Origin of the sequence: Nostoc sp. UIC 10630 (assembly GCF_010747425.1) — a bacterium.
Lineage (GTDB): Bacteria > Cyanobacteriota > Cyanobacteriia > Cyanobacteriales > Nostocaceae > Nostoc.
Genome location: NZ_JAAGOG010000188.1, coordinates 1 through 15,130, shown reverse-complemented (window position 1 = coordinate 15,130; position 15,130 = coordinate 1). Strand labels below are relative to the sequence as shown.

At 42.8% G+C, this 15,130-nt stretch carries 14 protein-coding genes; 4 read left to right on the top strand and 10 right to left on the bottom strand.

Annotated features, from left to right (window positions below; genetic code table 11):
* Positions 1 to 274 precede the first annotated feature (274 nt).
* Both infC and G1O98_RS30320 read right to left on the bottom strand, forming a co-directional pair.
* Positions 275 to 808 carry a translation initiation factor IF-3 gene (infC, locus tag G1O98_RS30325; RefSeq protein ID WP_012412604.1) on the bottom strand — a complete coding sequence of 178 codons (534 nt, stop codon included), beginning with the start codon at positions 806 to 808 and terminating at the stop codon, positions 275 to 277.
* A gap of 664 nt (positions 809 to 1,472) precedes the next feature.
* Positions 1,473 to 1,955, bottom strand: coding sequence for a DUF4385 domain-containing protein (locus G1O98_RS30320; protein WP_163936080.1), 483 nt, complete (start codon positions 1,953 to 1,955; stop codon positions 1,473 to 1,475).
* A 77-nt stretch (positions 1,956 to 2,032) separates the two neighbouring features.
* Here G1O98_RS30320 and G1O98_RS30315 point away from each other — a divergent pair, with 77 nt between their 5' ends.
* A complete protein-coding gene (locus G1O98_RS30315; RefSeq protein WP_163936077.1) occupies positions 2,033 to 2,500 on the top strand; it encodes a VOC family protein in 468 nt (155 codons plus the stop codon).
* A gap of 28 nt (positions 2,501 to 2,528) precedes the next feature.
* Entirely contained in the window at positions 2,529 to 2,825 is a 297-nt protein-coding gene (locus tag G1O98_RS30310; RefSeq protein ID WP_163936074.1) for a hypothetical protein, read from the top strand.
* Positions 2,826 to 2,911: 86 nt separating this feature from the next.
* On the opposite strand, the gene G1O98_RS30305 is transcribed toward G1O98_RS30310, so the two are convergent.
* Positions 2,912 to 3,595 (bottom strand): Uma2 family endonuclease, encoded by a 684-nt coding sequence (locus G1O98_RS30305; RefSeq protein ID WP_163936071.1) that lies wholly within the window; start codon positions 3,593 to 3,595, stop codon positions 2,912 to 2,914.
* Between the two features lie 86 nt (positions 3,596 to 3,681).
* On the bottom strand, positions 3,682 to 4,446 hold the full coding sequence (locus G1O98_RS30300) for a class I SAM-dependent methyltransferase (protein WP_163936068.1): 765 nt from the start codon (positions 4,444 to 4,446) through the stop codon (positions 3,682 to 3,684).
* Positions 4,447 to 4,600: 154 nt separating this feature from the next.
* Between G1O98_RS30300 and G1O98_RS30295 the strand changes: the two genes are divergently transcribed.
* Positions 4,601 to 6,862 carry a cation:proton antiporter gene (locus G1O98_RS30295; protein WP_163936065.1) on the top strand — a complete coding sequence of 754 codons (2,262 nt, stop codon included), beginning with the start codon at positions 4,601 to 4,603 and terminating at the stop codon, positions 6,860 to 6,862.
* Positions 6,863 to 7,139: 277 nt separating this feature from the next.
* Here the strand turns inward: G1O98_RS30295 and G1O98_RS30290 are convergent, their stop codons facing one another.
* From G1O98_RS30290 to G1O98_RS30265, 6 genes are all read right to left on the bottom strand, one after another.
* On the bottom strand, positions 7,140 to 8,552 hold the full coding sequence (locus G1O98_RS30290; RefSeq protein ID WP_163936062.1) for a TolC family protein: 1,413 nt from the start codon (positions 8,550 to 8,552) through the stop codon (positions 7,140 to 7,142).
* Between the two features lie 116 nt (positions 8,553 to 8,668).
* The gene (locus G1O98_RS30285) at positions 8,669 to 9,340 is read right to left on the bottom strand and encodes an ABC transporter ATP-binding protein (protein ID WP_163936059.1); all 672 of its coding nucleotides are present in this window, start codon (positions 9,338 to 9,340) and stop codon (positions 8,669 to 8,671) included.
* Positions 9,341 to 9,465: 125 nt separating this feature from the next.
* Positions 9,466 to 10,737 (bottom strand): ABC transporter permease, encoded by a 1,272-nt coding sequence (locus tag G1O98_RS30280; RefSeq protein WP_163936084.1) that lies wholly within the window; start codon positions 10,735 to 10,737, stop codon positions 9,466 to 9,468.
* 31 nt (positions 10,738 to 10,768) lie between these two features.
* Positions 10,769 to 12,355, bottom strand: a complete 1,587-nt coding sequence (locus tag G1O98_RS30275; protein WP_163936056.1) for an efflux RND transporter periplasmic adaptor subunit — start codon at positions 12,353 to 12,355, stop codon at positions 10,769 to 10,771.
* Between the two features lie 99 nt (positions 12,356 to 12,454).
* Positions 12,455 to 13,009: a hypothetical protein gene (locus tag G1O98_RS30270; protein WP_163936053.1), complete on the bottom strand. Its 555-nt coding sequence runs from the start codon at positions 13,007 to 13,009 to the stop codon at positions 12,455 to 12,457.
* 268 nt (positions 13,010 to 13,277) lie between these two features.
* Positions 13,278 to 13,916: a TetR/AcrR family transcriptional regulator gene (locus G1O98_RS30265; protein WP_163936050.1), complete on the bottom strand. Its 639-nt coding sequence runs from the start codon at positions 13,914 to 13,916 to the stop codon at positions 13,278 to 13,280.
* A gap of 145 nt (positions 13,917 to 14,061) precedes the next feature.
* Between G1O98_RS30265 and G1O98_RS30260 the strand changes: the two genes are divergently transcribed.
* Positions 14,062 to 14,949, top strand: a complete 888-nt coding sequence (locus G1O98_RS30260; RefSeq protein WP_163936046.1) for a tetratricopeptide repeat protein — start codon at positions 14,062 to 14,064, stop codon at positions 14,947 to 14,949.
* Positions 14,950 to 15,130: the final 181 nt, after the last annotated feature.

The window sequence follows — 15,130 nt, the reverse complement described above, 5'->3', positions numbered from 1 at the left end:
GACAAGGGGGAATTATTGAATAAGTCCTTGTCTCTTTTTCATGTTCAATGCCCAATTCCCCATTCCCCATTCCCCATTCCCATTCCCTCATCCCCTGGAAATAGCAAAAGTCCTGAGCAACTGAGTATTATGTTTCCCACTCAGCCTTCAAGACTATCGATTTGAGATAAATTTAAACGACCTCAAAGCTTTGGACATATCTTGTATCCAAACGAAAAAACCCCTGACTTCTAACCAGGGGTTTTCAAACTTGGTCTATTAAACAGTTAGAGGATTATTTCTTGGGCGAGATAAGCATCATCATGTTTCGCCCTTCTTTTTTAGGCGCTTGTTGAAGCTCACCAAAAGGCTCCAAATCCGTTGCCATTCGCTTGAGTAAATCTTCTGCTAGGTCGCTGTGTTGAATTTCTCGACCCCGGAACATCACAGTCGCTTTGACTTTATCGCCATCTTTCAAAAAGCGCTCTGCTTGCTTAACACGCACGTTGTAGTCGTGTTCTTCTATTTTGTAACGCATCTTAACTTCTTTGACATCAGCCGTGTGCTGCTTTTTCCGGGCTTCCCGCGCCTTTTTCTCCTGCTCAAACTTATATTTCCCGTAGTCCATAATCCGACAAACTGGCGGGTCAGCTTTGTCACTTATAAGCACCAAATCTAACTCTTTCTCTTCTGCTAGTTGTAGTGCTTCCTGTGGGGGCATAATTCCCAATTGGGCACCGTCAGTATCAATGACCCGAATTTTCGGGAAGCGAATTCGTTCGTTAATTTGGGGCAGATCGCGAGTTCTTTTCTTCTCAATCACAGGCATTATGATTTGTGGGAGCTCTTAATGAAGGATTTGGTGTGGTCTTGATTGGTATGCCTCAGAGGCAAAATACGGAAATAACTCAGGACTGAAAACATAGTCTACAGTTCTAGAGTAACTAATCCATAAAATAGTTGCGTCGTTGTATTTGTCATTTTACTAACTCTGAGAGAATTTCTCTGCAATAGTTAATCTAAATTACACAACCTAGACACATGTTAAATATTATTACAACTTTTGCTCAATAATGTTGACAGTCGAATTAAGCACTGTTTTTCCAGAATCCCAAGCTTACAGTATGTAGATACATCTAGTAAAACTTATGTAACATATTAACTTACATTAAGTATTTTAGCATTTAAAATGGCAGTTAGAAACCGTAGCTACACTAGGTTTTACCCTCCTGTGTGGGTTGCAAACCCTCCATTCTCCTGAGACTACCCTGCGGCAAGGCTTTGTTGAGGTTTGTATAGCTGCTCATAAAACAAGGTAGTAATCAGATTGACACTATCAGGTCTAAAGACACGCTCGATTCTCCAAGTCAAGTTCGCCTTCCCTATTCAGCTTCGTGAGCGTTCTCAAGGTTAGAGAAAAAGCAATAACACACAGGCAGACTTCGTTTATGATGCAAGATGAACCGCGATTTCTAATGGCCAGGTATATTGATTTACAAAGGTGAGGTGCTTTCATACATCTGTTTATGCTTGGCTAAAAGCTCTTGATATTTCTCATTTGTCTTTGCTTGTATCCACTTGGCTTTAAAAATTGCTGCTGACTCGGCTTTAACAGGGTCTTCTTCGTAAGGAAGAATCTCTTTTTTCGAACCTGAAGTTTCCGAATTTTGTTTATATTTTCTGCCGGTTTTATGATTAGCATAACGGCGAGAGCGAGTATAACCCATTTGGATAAACTTTCGTGCCATATCTGCGCCGATAAAATCATCTTGTTTTAGATAAGCAAGAAACATTTCGTAGATTTTTTCACTTGATTCTCTAGCAATCTCAGGATTTTTGAACCGCCAGTAGGGAAGAATTTCTGATTTGTATGGTTCTACCAAAAGTACGCCCTGTTCACCCTTGCCAACGCGATATAGTTCAGGATGTTGGCGAAAATCGATATTTTTAAAGTCTAAAGAATAATCAAATGGCATGATAGATTTTTATTAGGAATAATAAACTTTAAATAAAAAGTTCAGCTTCTATCCTAGTAAGGAGATTTTCTTCTACTATGCTATCTAGCACCCAATCTGTTAACAGTGTCCTTGCGCCAGGAAATTTGCGTAAAGTGCATCACATTGCCCTCAATGTCCAGGATATGCAAGCTTCCCGCTATTTTTATGGAACAATCTTGGGTTTACACGAACTTACAGGCGACGAAGTACCCGCAACTCTGACGGAACTTGTCGCATCAGGGAAAGTAGCGAACTTTATTACCCCGGATGGGACGATACTGGATTTATTTGGGGAACCAGAATTATCACCACCAGATCCCAATCCAGAGAAGACATTCACCAGAGCCTACCATTTGGCTTTTGACATCGATCCACAGTTATTCGATCGTGCAGTGACAGTGATCAGAGAAAATAAAATAGCGATCGCTCATGGCCCAGTCACTCGTCCTACTGGTAGAGGTGTGTATTTTTACGATCCAGATGGCTTTATGATTGAAATTCGTTGCGATCCAGAAGCTAGTTAACTTAGGGGTAAAAACAAAAGTATCTACTATGGCTGCAAATCTCACGCAAATTTTTAAAGTAATCGAAGATACTATTACAAAACCGCCAATTCCACACGAACCATATAAGCAATCATTGAAAGCCTGGGCGATGTATTGTTTGCGAGACAAAGGTTTTATAGTCGCTTATGCTCAAAATGCTGACTTTGCCATTGAAAGAAAACGTGAAGAGAAGCTATATTTTAAAGTTTCAAACAGCCCGGATGATTTAGATAATTCTTTTAACTGGATAGTTTGGGATAGTGTAACTAAAAGCGCCAGTCTCATTACCCAAAAAACAGACTGAGATCAACAAAGTTCTGTAACCGAAAATTAGTAATTAATCGTGTAGATTAACTACCTGTCTTCTATCAGGTAATTACGAATTACGAATTAATTATCAGATAATTGCTGCACAAATATCTGATGTTCTGGCGAATTTAATCCCAACTGCAACACAGACCATACTTGCTGCATATTGCCAGCAAGTAAATTTGATATTGACAACCATAAACCAGGAAATATTTGGCTTTTAATAATTCCATCTGCATCCACTTCTAATGACGCATATTCTCCTTGTTGCAGGCTAAACCAATCTAATTTATTTTCAAATATTTGCCAAACAATATATTCTTTTACCCCATTACGTCTATAGACTTTTTTCTTGTCATGTAAGTCAATAGCAACACTGCTAGCAGCTATCTCTATTACGAGTTCTGGCGCACCTTCTATGTAGTCATCATCGCTCAAACGAGATTGTCCTTTAGCTGCTGGTGTGATTAATAACACTCCATCTGGTTGGGGTTCATTGTCTCGATCCAAGCGGACTGTTGGCTCAATTCCCAATTTCACCCCAGGAGTGGCAATTTGGTAAGTCCACAACCAGCCGATTAGATGACCATGTGGTTCAACATGACTTTCAAAGCGTAATGGTGATGCCAAGTATACAACTCCTTCAATTAATTCTGCCTTTTGGTGACGGGACATTGCCTGATAGCGTCGTTCAAATTCGTAGCGAGTGAGGTGATCGCCATTTTCTAAAGGAGGAATTCGTTGCTTGAGTGATAAGTTAACCATGATTTTCTGCTCTGGCTAGGAGTCTTACTTTATTATCCCTTGAAACCTTAATTACGAATTACGTTAGCGTAGCGGGGCGTAGCCCATTACGAATTAGTGTTGGGTTTCTCAAATACCATTAAATGCTGTTGAGGTAACAAGTTTTTAGTTTCACGCCAAACCAGATCAACGGCTTGCATTTCTTTGCGGACTTGCTTTTGAGTCATTTTGTGCAGACCTTTAATCATAATAAAGGCATTTTCACCTCGGTACTCAACCAAAACTACTCGACCACCTGGTTTTAGTGCTTTCACAATTCCTTGCATCACTTCTTGAGGATACTCAAGTTCATGATAAGCATCTACCATCAATGCCAAATCGATACTTTCAGATGGTAAGTTTGGGTTATTAAGGGTTGCTAAAACAGGCTCAACATTGATGATATTTTTCTCTTTTTTGAACAACTCAATTATTTCTAACATTTCTGGTTGAACATCTACAGCCAACACCTTCCCCTCTGTTAATAAGGGCGCAATGCGAAAGCTCAAGTAACCTGTACCAGCACCAATATCAGCCACTACATCGTTAGATTTAAGATTAAGGAGGCTCACGATTTTACTTGGCTGTTCCTCCACCTCTCGGCTTTGTCGTTCTAGCCAGCCAGCGCCTGTATATCCCATAACTTTGGCAATTTCTCGCCCCATATAGTATTTGCCAATACCATCTGGACTATGGATAATACGCTGTTCGTAAACCGTGGTGGATGAAGAAGCGGCTAATGCTATGGAAGCTTTGTCAACCAGCAAGCATTCAAGTATTAACAGGAAAATTACTATCAAAGGTAAGATTTTAAGCTTGTGGTTATAACTCATCTGTGCCTCAATTAATAATTGTCGCGGGTTGGGGGATCTGTTGTGCGTAAGTCATTATCATGACACTTTAAGCTTCTAGACCGATGTGTAAATAAACATTTCAGGATTTACTTGAACAGCCCGTTTAAAATTTGTAATCCAACCTTTGGACATTATGCAAAACCTGTCCCTAATGTTAGTGCCTGTACTCGCTGCACAGAAAGTAGCAGGTGACGGTTTAATTAAACCTCTCGGTCATCATGAGTTGCTGTTGGTGCTGGTGCAGCTGTCACTATTGCTGCTCGTAGCGCGGGGATTAGGTGAGTTAATGCGCCGAATTAACCTCCCGCCTGTTGTTGGGGAATTATTGGCGGGTGTGCTGCTTGGCCCCTCTCTTTTTGGTTTGCTCCTTCCAGACTTGCAAGCTCACATCTTTCCCAAAAGTCAAGAACAATCTAATTTACTTTCGGTGATTTCTTGGTTAGGTGTGTTATTTTTGCTGATTGTAACTGGGTTGGAGACGGATCTCAAGCTAATTCTTCGTAAGGGTAAAACGGCTCTGCTGATTTCACTGGGCGGAATTATTGTCCCGTTTATCACCGGCTTTGGATTAGGTTGGCTATTGCCAGATAGTTTTTTAGCCGACCCAGAAAAGCGACTAGTATTCAGTTTATTTATCGCCACAGCAATGAGTATTTCGGCAGTACCAGTGATTGCCAAGGTGCTGATGGACTTAAACCTGATTCGCCGTGACATTGGTCAAGTAACCTTAGCGGCTGGGATGACTGACGACACCATCGGCTGGATTTTACTTTCTGTGGTTTCAGGTCTAGCTAGTAGCGGCAAGTTTGACCTTGGGACAATTTTCCATTCCGTGAGTGCGGCTATATTATTTCTAGCGATCGCCTTTACAATTGGGCGTACCATCGTAGATCAGATTTTGCGCTGGGTTGATGACTATGTTGGTGGAATCGCCGCTAGTATGTCGGTTGTGCTGATTCTTTCGCTCGCCGCAGCAGCACTTACCCATGCATTAGGTCTAGAAGCAGCATTAGGTGCTTTCGTGCTGGGGATTCTGGCGGGTCAATCCCGTCGCTTTAGCAATGAAGCTGGACACATGCTAGAAGTCTTCACAGCAAGCTTTCTAGCACCAATTTTCTTTGCTTCAGCTGGCTTGAAAGTTAATTTGCTAGCTCTGTTAGTCCCCCAGACGTTGTTATTTGGCTTGATTGTTCTCGCTGTTGCCTGTGTTGGCAAATTTACAGGTGCCTACCTTGGTTCTCGCGTCGGTGGCTTGAGTCATTGGGAAGGTTTGGCGATGGGTTCCGGGATGAATGCTCGCGGGGCAATGGAAATTGTCGTTGCCACGATTGGTTTATCTTTGGGAGTCCTGAATCCCCAGATGTACTCAATTATTGTTATGGTGGCGATCGTCACTTCCCTAATGGCTCCACCCCTTCTGCGCTGGACTTTATCAAAAGTGGTTATGAGTGAGGAGGAAGCTCAACGGTTGGAACAAGAAGAGCAGGATAGCCGCAGCTTTATCAAGCAAATCCACCGTATTTTAATACCTACTAGTGGTGGTACCAACATCCAACTCGCAGCGCAATTAGTGGGCTACATGGCTCACCAAAACTCGATAGAAGTGACATCTCTATATGCCCTGAGTGACAAGCAGCCCCAAAAGAAAGGCCGCCGGGCAGCGACCCAGGTTAAAGATACCGCCGCAGAGGAAGCTCTGGCTTCTGTTGCTGAGGAAATGCAGCTACCTGATGATACGACTCTGCAAACAAAAATGGAGTCTGGGCGTAGTAAAGCGGAGGTAATTTTGAATGAAGCGAACAAAAACTATGACTTGATCGTATTAGGAGCTTCTGAACAGATACGCCCCCAGAAAACATTGTTCAATTTGCTTGTAGATCGGGTAGTACAAGAAGCGCCATGTGCAACGATGGTGGTCAAGTCGCACCTACCCCAAGCTAAAGGCGAGATATGCAAAATCGCTCAACAAAAGCTGACAAAGATTCTGGTGCCAACTGTGGGGACAGAATATAGTAAAAATGCTGTAGAGATGGCAAGTACGATCGCTGCTCAAACGGGAGCATTAGTGATGATCGTGAACGTGATTAATTTGCCACAAGTTGAGTATATTCTATACGAACAGCGATCGCTAACTCCAGTGAAGGAAATTGCTCACGATCTGCTTGAACAGCAAGCAGCAATTGGCCGCAATCTAGGTGCTGATGTCAAAACCTATATTCTTCAAGGAACCAGCCCAGAAAGGGAAATCCTCAAGTTTGCCCAAACCCAGGAAGTTGACCTAATTATTCTCGGAAGTAATATCCGAATGGTTACGGGTCGTGTTTTCTTCGGTCACAGAGTAGATGCAATTTTGAGTAAAGCCCATTGCCCAGTAGCAGTAATTACCGTACCATAGTCTTTCTCAGCTGCATCTAAGCAAACTTTTCTTTAATAATTTCCCCTTTTCATCCTCATCTCCCCCTGCTCCCCTGCCTCCTGCCCTCTGCCCCCTGCCTTTCAAAAGTAGGTTTTTTAGAATCTCAAAAATAGTTGAGAAAATTCTCAATTGTTTAACGTGGTTTGGTCATTTTAGGATTTAAGCATCGGCTGAAATAGCCAAAAAATGACCAAATACAAAATACCTACCCTTGAAAGCTACCCTTAAAGCGATGGGATATTTTTTCGGAAGTCCCCTAGCGGGAAGCTCTGGAAGTAACCGATCGTTGCAAATTAGCTAAAGCGCGATTGTAATCCAAAATAGCTGTGACTCGATTACCTTCTGCTCTTGTGAGGTCATTTTCAGCAGAGATCACCTCTGTTTGAGTACCCACACCAGCTTGAAACCTCAGCCTTGCTAAATTCAAAGCTTCCCTGGCTTGATTTAAAGCCACACTAGAAGTCTGCACATTATTTAAATTAGATTGCAATTGAGAATAGAATTGTTCTACATCAAAGCGAATTTGGTCACGCTGGCTGGCAAATTGACTCTCTGCGATCGCAATATTTGTTCTCGACTGAGCCGCCCTTGCTCTGGCTGCTCCTCCATCAAACAAAGTGAGATTTCCTTGGAGCCCCACCGAATAGCCATCAGTAATCCCAACACCATCATCATAGCGATCTAGCAGGTTGTAGTTGCCTACCAAACTAATTTGCGGCCCTAACTGTGAAAGTGCTTGCCGTCGCTGTTGCTCACTAATATTACGTTGTGCTAATTGCTGTTGTAATTCTGGACGATTTTGAAACGCTTGGACAATACTCTGTTCTACGGTCTGCGGCCAAAGACCCGCTAACTGTACAGGATCTGCGGTACTGATATTAACTGACTGCGACAAACTTAAGGTAGTGGCAAGCTGACGACGAGCAATTTGCTGCTGCGATATAGCATTAGTTAGTTGTTGTTGGGCGTTTGCTAAATTCACCTGAGCTTGCAGCACATCGAACCGCGTACCCACTCCCGCCTGTTCTCTTGCTTGAGTATCCCGTAAACTAGCTTGGGCATTCTCCACAGCAGCTCGGTTAATTCTTACTTGTTCATCTGCTTGTTGCAAATCGTAGTATTGAGTCGTGGCATTCAACCTAATTGTCAAAGACTGACTTTCAACATTCAATTCATCCACACGTAGTTGTTCTTCAGCTGCTTGGATTGCCCCTTGTCGATTACCGGAGGTGTAGAGGTCGTAATTTAGTTGTGCTGAACCATTAAAAGAGGTACTGGATTGAGATGAATTATTAGTAAAACCATTACCACTATTAGTCAAATTACTGTTGATTCCCAAAGTAGGAAATAAGGCAGCTTGAGATTCGCGTAGAGCTGAACGACTGCGTTCTAGCTGTAATATTGCTACCTGTAAATCTCGATTATTGCGTCGTGCTAGTTCCAAAGCTTGTGCCAAAGTGATTGGCACAGTTCCCTGAATCCTTACTTCCTGGGGTTTAGTAGGAAATTGCAGAGGATTGGGATTAGGGTTGAGGTAATCAGGAACCTGCACAGAGCTTGAGTTATTCTGCGGTTTTGGGGGAGTTACAGCACTTGCTAAAGCTGGAAAAAGAATCGCAAACGCAACACCAACCCAGGTAGAATGCACAAATAATAAGCTAAAATTCATAATCTAGATGTAGTCATTAATTAGGTTTTTTGAGGATACAATCAAAAGTTTTTATCCTGATTGACCTATAGAAATTTAAAGTTTAAATTCCTCCTCTAAGGGTTGATATTAACAAATTAGCCAACAATCAAGCCATCCTGAACTCGAATAATCCTTTTGGTTTGAGCAGCGATATCTGGTTCATGAGTGACAATTACAATTGTGATTCCTTGGTCATTAAGTTCTGTCAGCAAATTCATCACCTCATGAGAAGTTTCAGTATCTAAAGCTCCTGTTGGCTCATCTGCCAAAACTAATGCAGGTCGGTTGACTAAAGCACGAGCGATCGCTACCCGTTGTTGTTGACCTCCAGATAGTTGACTAGGACGATTAGCTATGCGTCCCTGTAATCCTACTTTTTCCAGGGCTTCTAATGCCCTTTCACGGCGTTTTGGCTTGGGTAAGTTAGCGTAAACCATTGGTAACATAACGTTTTCCAGGGCTGTTGCCCTCGCCAATAGGTTAAATTGTTGGAAAACAAAACCTATCCTTTGGTTGCGAATATACGCTAATTCATCATCATCAAAAGTCGTCAGGTTTCTCCCTTCAAAAATATAGTCTCCAGTTGTCGGACGATCCAGACATCCCAAAATATTCATGAGCGTGGATTTGCCCGAACCTGACGCACCCATAATCGAGACATATTCCCCTTCCTCAATAGAGAGTTGAATTCCCTTGAGTATTGGAACACTAACTTCTCCCAAGTGATAGGTTTTAGTAATAGATTCCATCCAAATCATTGTTGGCATAAGATTTAAAAGTTAGGAGTTAGGAGTTAAGAGTAGAGACGCGATTAATCGTGTCTCTACAGGAGTTTGTAATTACGAATTACGTTAGCGTCGCGGGGCGTAGCCCATTACGAATTACGAATTATTTAGTCGCTTCTTAAAGCATTAATTGGATCTAATTTAGATGCGTTTCGTGCTGGAATTACCCCAGCGACTAAGCCAACACTCAACGAGAGTACAAATCCAGCAATAATCGACAAGAAAGAAATGACAAAGGGAAATTTGAAAATACTTGAAGCTATGAAGGCTAATAAAATCCCAGTGGCCATCCCAATACCTCCGCCAACAATGGAAATTACGATCGCTTCAGCTAAAAATTGATTAAGGATTGCCGAATTGGTGGCTCCTACAGCTTTGCGAATCCCGATCTCTCGCGTCCGCTCAACTACGGAAACTAGCATAATGTTGGCAATACCAATTCCACCAACCACTAACGAAATGCCAGCGATCGCTACCACCATTACTGTAAATAAACCTACAACACTAGTAAAAGTACTAACAATATCAGCTTGATTAGTTAGCCGAAAATCATCAGCTTGTGGCGGATAAATGTTGTGACGCAGACGTAAGAGATTGGTAACTTGAAACTGAGCAGCTTCTAACTGCTCCTGATTAGCGCCTTTGACTAAAATTCCATTTACAGAAACGCCTACTAAAGCATTGTTCCCAACTAGTCTCTTCGACATACTAGTTAGAGGAATGAAAACCTGGTCATCTCGATCCATCGGCCCCTGAGAGCCTTTAGGTTCCATCACCCCAATTACTTGATAAGCCTCTCCCTGAATGCGAATTTTCTCGCCAATAGGATTTACACCCTGTCCAAAGAGCGTGCTTTGAACTGTAGGGCCAAGAATAGCTACCTGTGCGACAGTATCTAGTTCTTCTTGAGTAAAATATCTCCCTTGCTGGGGGTGAGTATTTCTGACTTCTGGATAATTTAAATCTGTGCCATAAATGGTTGTTGAAGTGTTCTGTCCTGCATACACAACTTGAGCAGTCCGTTGGAGATAAGCAGAAACCATCTGTGCTGATGGTGCTTGTGTAGCGATCGCTTTTGCATCTTCCCAGGTCAAGGTGCTGCTAGAACCGACTCCTTGACGGACATTCCCGCTTCTTGCAGCACCCGCTAAGATTTGGATCACATCTGTACCCAATGCTTGTATCTGTTGCTCTACGCCCTTTTGCACTCCCTGACCAACAGAAGTAATGGCAATGACTGATGAAATCCCAATAATCACGCCCAACATCGTTAGACCTGTGCGTAATTTGTTACTCCACAATGTCTCTGCCGCCATTGTCAAGATTTCCAGCAACGGTACTGTGCGGGTCTTCTTAGCTTTGTAAAAGCCCTTAAATATCTTAAACATAAGGTTTTATTTAAAACTCACTTTAAGGGGAACCACCGCCTGAACGACCACCGCCGCCACCGGCTCCTCTTCCGCCACCGCCACCGCCAGTTCCACCGCCTCCTCCAATACCAGGGAAAACTCCTCCTCGTGGTGTTGATTGCGGGCGCGACCCTGGTGGAAAACTGAGTAATACTCTCTCGTTTCCTGTCAATCCAGACTTAACTTCGGTAAAGTTATTTGCGGTGACACCAGTCTCGATGCGAGTAAAGACAGGTTTGTTATCTGCTCCAGCCACATATACACCTGTGGCATTTTGTTGTCGCACAACTGACGCGGTTGGCACGACTAAAACATTTTCAACCTGACCGACTTGAAAATCTACTTCCGCATTCATCCCAGACCGCAGTAATCTTTGAGGGTCTGAAAGTGATATTCTCACTTCAAAACTGGTAACGTTTTGTTCTACTATTGCTTGGGCTGCGATTTGGCTGACTTTACCTTCAAAGGTTTTTCCTGGGTAGGCATCTGCTGTAATCGAGACTTTTTGACCAAGGCTGATTTTGGAAATATTTGTTTCCGCTAAATTTGCGACAACTTCATTGGTTGAAGCTAGAGACAAGATCGAAGAAGAAGAAGAGGAAGCTACTTCACTACTAGCAGTTGTGGGTGTCACAAAAGCGCCGGGATCGGCAAATTTCTTTGTCACCACCCCATCAAAAGGGGCGCGAATGATCGTGTCATTGATTTCGGCTTGGATGTTTTGTAGCGAACCACGAGCAGATGTTACCTGGGCGCGGGCTGCATTAATATCTTCTTGGCGCGTTCCTGCTTTCAGAAGTGCCAAAGCTTGCTGTCTCTGCTTCACTACAGCTTGTGCTTGCTCGATGTCTTCTGGACGTGACCCAGCTTTTTGCAATCCCAGTGCTTGCTGTGCTTCATTTACACTAGCTTGGGCGCTGTCACGAGTGGCACGGTTTTGGTTAAGAGTCTGAAGGGATATACCGCCTGCATTGTAAAGCTGTTGATTACGAACAAAATCATCTTCTGCTTGCCGAAGAGTGGCTTGAGCGCTTTGCAAGCGTGCCTGTGCTTGGGCAATATCTTGAGAGCGATTGCCTGCTTGTACCTTTTGCAGATTCGCCTGGGCTTCGTCTAATACTCCTTGTGCTTGAGCAATATCTTGAGGACGATTACCTGCGATCGCTTTTTGCAAATTCGCCTCGGCTTGTGCCAATTGCCCTTGAGCAGAAGTAAGTTGCCCCCGCAGGTTGGAATCATCCATGTAAGCGACAATTTGTCCTTGTTTAACGAGATCCCCTTCCTTAGCTAGCAGTGTTTTTAAAATGCCAGAATTTTTCGGACTGAGGTTAATTGACCGCTCAGGTTTCACTGTTCCGTTTGCTGAAACTGTGATTGTTAAACTCTGCCTTTGTACAGGTCTTGTCAGTACCTTACGCCTGGCTTGTTGCTGGGAAACAACGGCTACTTGGTAATAAACTGCATAGCCAATTCCACCCAAAAGGCAAAAAGCAATTAGCCAAGAGAGCCAATTTCGTTTGCCCTTTTTTTTCTTTACCTCTGGAACTAAAACTGATGAATCTACGGTATTTGGTGTATCAATTTTCATATCCATTTTGTCTATAAGGAACGGCTACCGAGCCAGTATTCACGGCTAAACTATAGCCTGGTAGCCCTATACTGACAATGATTTTGAGTTTTTAGTGTTTTAAAGGTTTATTTGCAGTACTAGTCCACTAGGAAGTCTGAAATAATCATCACGCACTCTCACTAATCTTCCAGCAGGAACAATTTCCTGACTGGGAAGAAGAATATCTCCGTTGGGAAGTCTGAAGTAACCTTGGTTACGCAGTCTAACTATGGATCTAGCAGGAATAATTTGCCCGTTAGGATATCTAATGTCACCATTACCAAGTCTGACTACTCTGCTATAGGATTGGTTGTCGCGGTTCCAATTACCCCGATCTCTAGAATTTCGGATTTCTCCAGGATAGGGTCTGCTATCGCGGTTCCAATTGTCCCGATTTCTAGGGTTTCGGACTTCTCCACGATAGGATCTCCCATCGCGGTTCCAATTATTATCCCGATCTCTAGGGTTTCGGACTTCTCCAGGATAGGATCTACCGTCGCGATCCCAATTTTGATCGCGATCGCCAACAACATAGACTTTCGTCTGGGCACTTGCAGGCGCAGTCAAAAGAGTGGGAACAATTATCAGAGCAGCAGCAGCTAGGACTATCGATACACGGTTTGGTTTCAACATGAAATTAACTCCTCATTGCTATTAAATTTCTATTCTGTTGAGGTTTAGATTCAGCAATACTTAGATAGTTGCCTTTATTTGGGTATCAATATGTTTGGTATTTACCTCATCGTATAAATTCATACATAATAATTATCGATCAAAAAGCTGAAACCAATGTATGACGAAAGTCATTAGTAATCCGAGACTTATGTATGACCAAAGTCATCAGTTTTTAATGGGGAGATGAGGGAGAATAATTAATATCCAACGCCCAATTTTTTTAAATTTAATCCTGTATTGGCGCAATTCCTTGCCAGATAATATCCACAAAATTTTGGATAAATGCTGATACTTCTGTACCACGATCTTCAGACTTTAAGTAATTTTTTATGGGAAAAACGTCTGTTTTTATACTTTTTTGAGACGAAATCTGCTCTAAGAAAACATAGTTCATCAACGAGCCAAGTAAAATATGAGTCACTGTCTGGGGATCGCAAGGGCGAAGGCGATTTTGGTTGATTTCATACTCTAGAAAAGCGGTCAGTGCTTTGAAATCTTGTATGGGTCTTGGTTCTTTACCTCCAAGTTCTGGAAACGCATTGCCTCGCGATCGCAGCATCACGATCTGAGGCAGCACCTCACGATAAAATTCCGTAATCTGGAGGCAAATATTGATTAGGTTTTCTTTGAGATTGCCTTTGCCACTAAGAGATTCCAACTCGCTCACCCACACGGGTTTTTCTGGAATTCCCATCGCCGCAAAAAATAATTCTTCTTTGGTTGAGAATCGCTTAAAAATTGAAGCTTCAGAAATACCTGCCTGTTGAGCAATTTCTAAGGTTGAAGCACCAAATCCTTGTTGCAGGAAAACTTGACGAGCCGCTTCTAATATCTGCTGATTGGTGATTTTGGGTACACGAGCCATAAATAAGTGAGTAATTACTTATTAATATATTGCCTTTGTGATGGGAATGTCAATAACTAATGACGTAATATTTTGCTGCCGTCAAGAGCGGAGATCGTTTAAGCTAGCTGAAAGATTCTTTGATTAGTGGCTTAAAGGCGGTAATGTGCCTAAACATGTTCGTTTGATTTCTTTTCTAATGGTCTGTAGTTTGTGGAGTATGCCAAAAGCCGCTAACGCGCAGGCATTAATACCCCATACACTGCAACTAGATGGGACAAAGTTAGAGAAGCAGGGATTGAGCTTGGCACAAGAGGCGGCTCAACTAGCTCAGTTTCAACAGGTTGAATTAGCTTTGCCACGAGCGCGGCTGGCTAGTCAACTGGCTCCGAAGAATGATAAAGTATGGTTGCTTTTAGGTGGATTGCAACTACAAACCAAAGAGTTTGACGGGGCGATCGCTAGCTTAAAAAAAGCGCAATCTATCAATCCTAAAAATGGTGATATTTTGTTTGCTTTGGGTTCAGCTAATTTTCAGCAGAAAAATTACCAAGCGGCGGTTGTTAATTACCAAGAAGGTTTGAAGTTAAAACCCAACGATCCAGAAGGGTTATTTGATTTGGGTAATGCTTACTATCTACTGGGTAAATTGCCAGATGCGATCGCACAGTACGATAAAGCAGTCTCTCAAGATAAAAAATTCTGGCCAGCGCTCAACAATATTGGTTTAATCAACTACGAACAGGGTAATACCTCTGAAGCAATTAAGCGATGGCAATCTGCTGTAACCCTTGATAAGCAAGCCGCAGAACCTTTATTAGCTTTGGCAGTGGCACTCTATACGAAAGGCGATCGCCAACAAGGTCTAACAATGGGAGAAGCTGCACTCCGCATCGATCAGCGCTATGCTAATTTGAATTTTCTTAAAGAAAATCTCTGGGGCGATCGCCTATTGTCTGATACGAAAAAATTCCTAGAATTACCCCGTATTCAAGCAGCCCTACAGCAACCAGAAAACTCATCATCAGCTCCTGGAAAACAGCCTACTCAATAGGAGTGGGGAGTGGGGGGACAGGGGAGCAGGCAATACGGTTCGGATAAGCATTTTTCACTTTCCTTCTGGTCTGGGTAAAGGGTAAGGGGTAAGGGGTAAAGGGTAAAGGGTAAAAATTTATTCAAAACCTTTCCCCTTTCCCCTTTCCCCTTTAACCGAACCGTATTGGGGGAGCAGGGGG

What these genes read in the sequence shown, in the direction of transcription:
- G1O98_RS30300 (WP_163936068.1), bottom strand. Translation starts at nt 4,446, where the DNA reads ATGAGTTATAACCACAAGCTTAAAATCTTACCTTTGATAGTAATTTTC.
- G1O98_RS30270 (WP_163936053.1), bottom strand. Translation starts at nt 13,009, where the DNA reads ATGTTGAAACCAAACCGTGTATCGATAGTCCTAGCTGCTGCTGCTCTG.
- infC (WP_012412604.1), bottom strand. Translation starts at nt 808, where the DNA reads ATGCCTGTGATTGAGAAGAAAAGAACTCGCGATCTGCCCCAAATTAAC.
- G1O98_RS30295 (WP_163936065.1), top strand. Translation starts at nt 4,601, where the DNA reads ATGCAAAACCTGTCCCTAATGTTAGTGCCTGTACTCGCTGCACAGAAA.
- G1O98_RS30315 (WP_163936077.1), top strand. Translation starts at nt 2,033, where the DNA reads ATGCTATCTAGCACCCAATCTGTTAACAGTGTCCTTGCGCCAGGAAAT.
- G1O98_RS30290 (WP_163936062.1), bottom strand. Translation starts at nt 8,552, where the DNA reads ATGAATTTTAGCTTATTATTTGTGCATTCTACCTGGGTTGGTGTTGCG.
- G1O98_RS30285 (WP_163936059.1), bottom strand. Translation starts at nt 9,340, where the DNA reads ATGCCAACAATGATTTGGATGGAATCTATTACTAAAACCTATCACTTG.
- G1O98_RS30320 (WP_163936080.1), bottom strand. Translation starts at nt 1,955, where the DNA reads ATGCCATTTGATTATTCTTTAGACTTTAAAAATATCGATTTTCGCCAA.
- G1O98_RS30305 (WP_163936071.1), bottom strand. Translation starts at nt 3,595, where the DNA reads ATGGTTAACTTATCACTCAAGCAACGAATTCCTCCTTTAGAAAATGGC.
- G1O98_RS30265 (WP_163936050.1), bottom strand. Translation starts at nt 13,916, where the DNA reads ATGGCTCGTGTACCCAAAATCACCAATCAGCAGATATTAGAAGCGGCT.
- G1O98_RS30310 (WP_163936074.1), top strand. Translation starts at nt 2,529, where the DNA reads ATGGCTGCAAATCTCACGCAAATTTTTAAAGTAATCGAAGATACTATT.
- G1O98_RS30275 (WP_163936056.1), bottom strand. Translation starts at nt 12,355, where the DNA reads ATGAAAATTGATACACCAAATACCGTAGATTCATCAGTTTTAGTTCCA.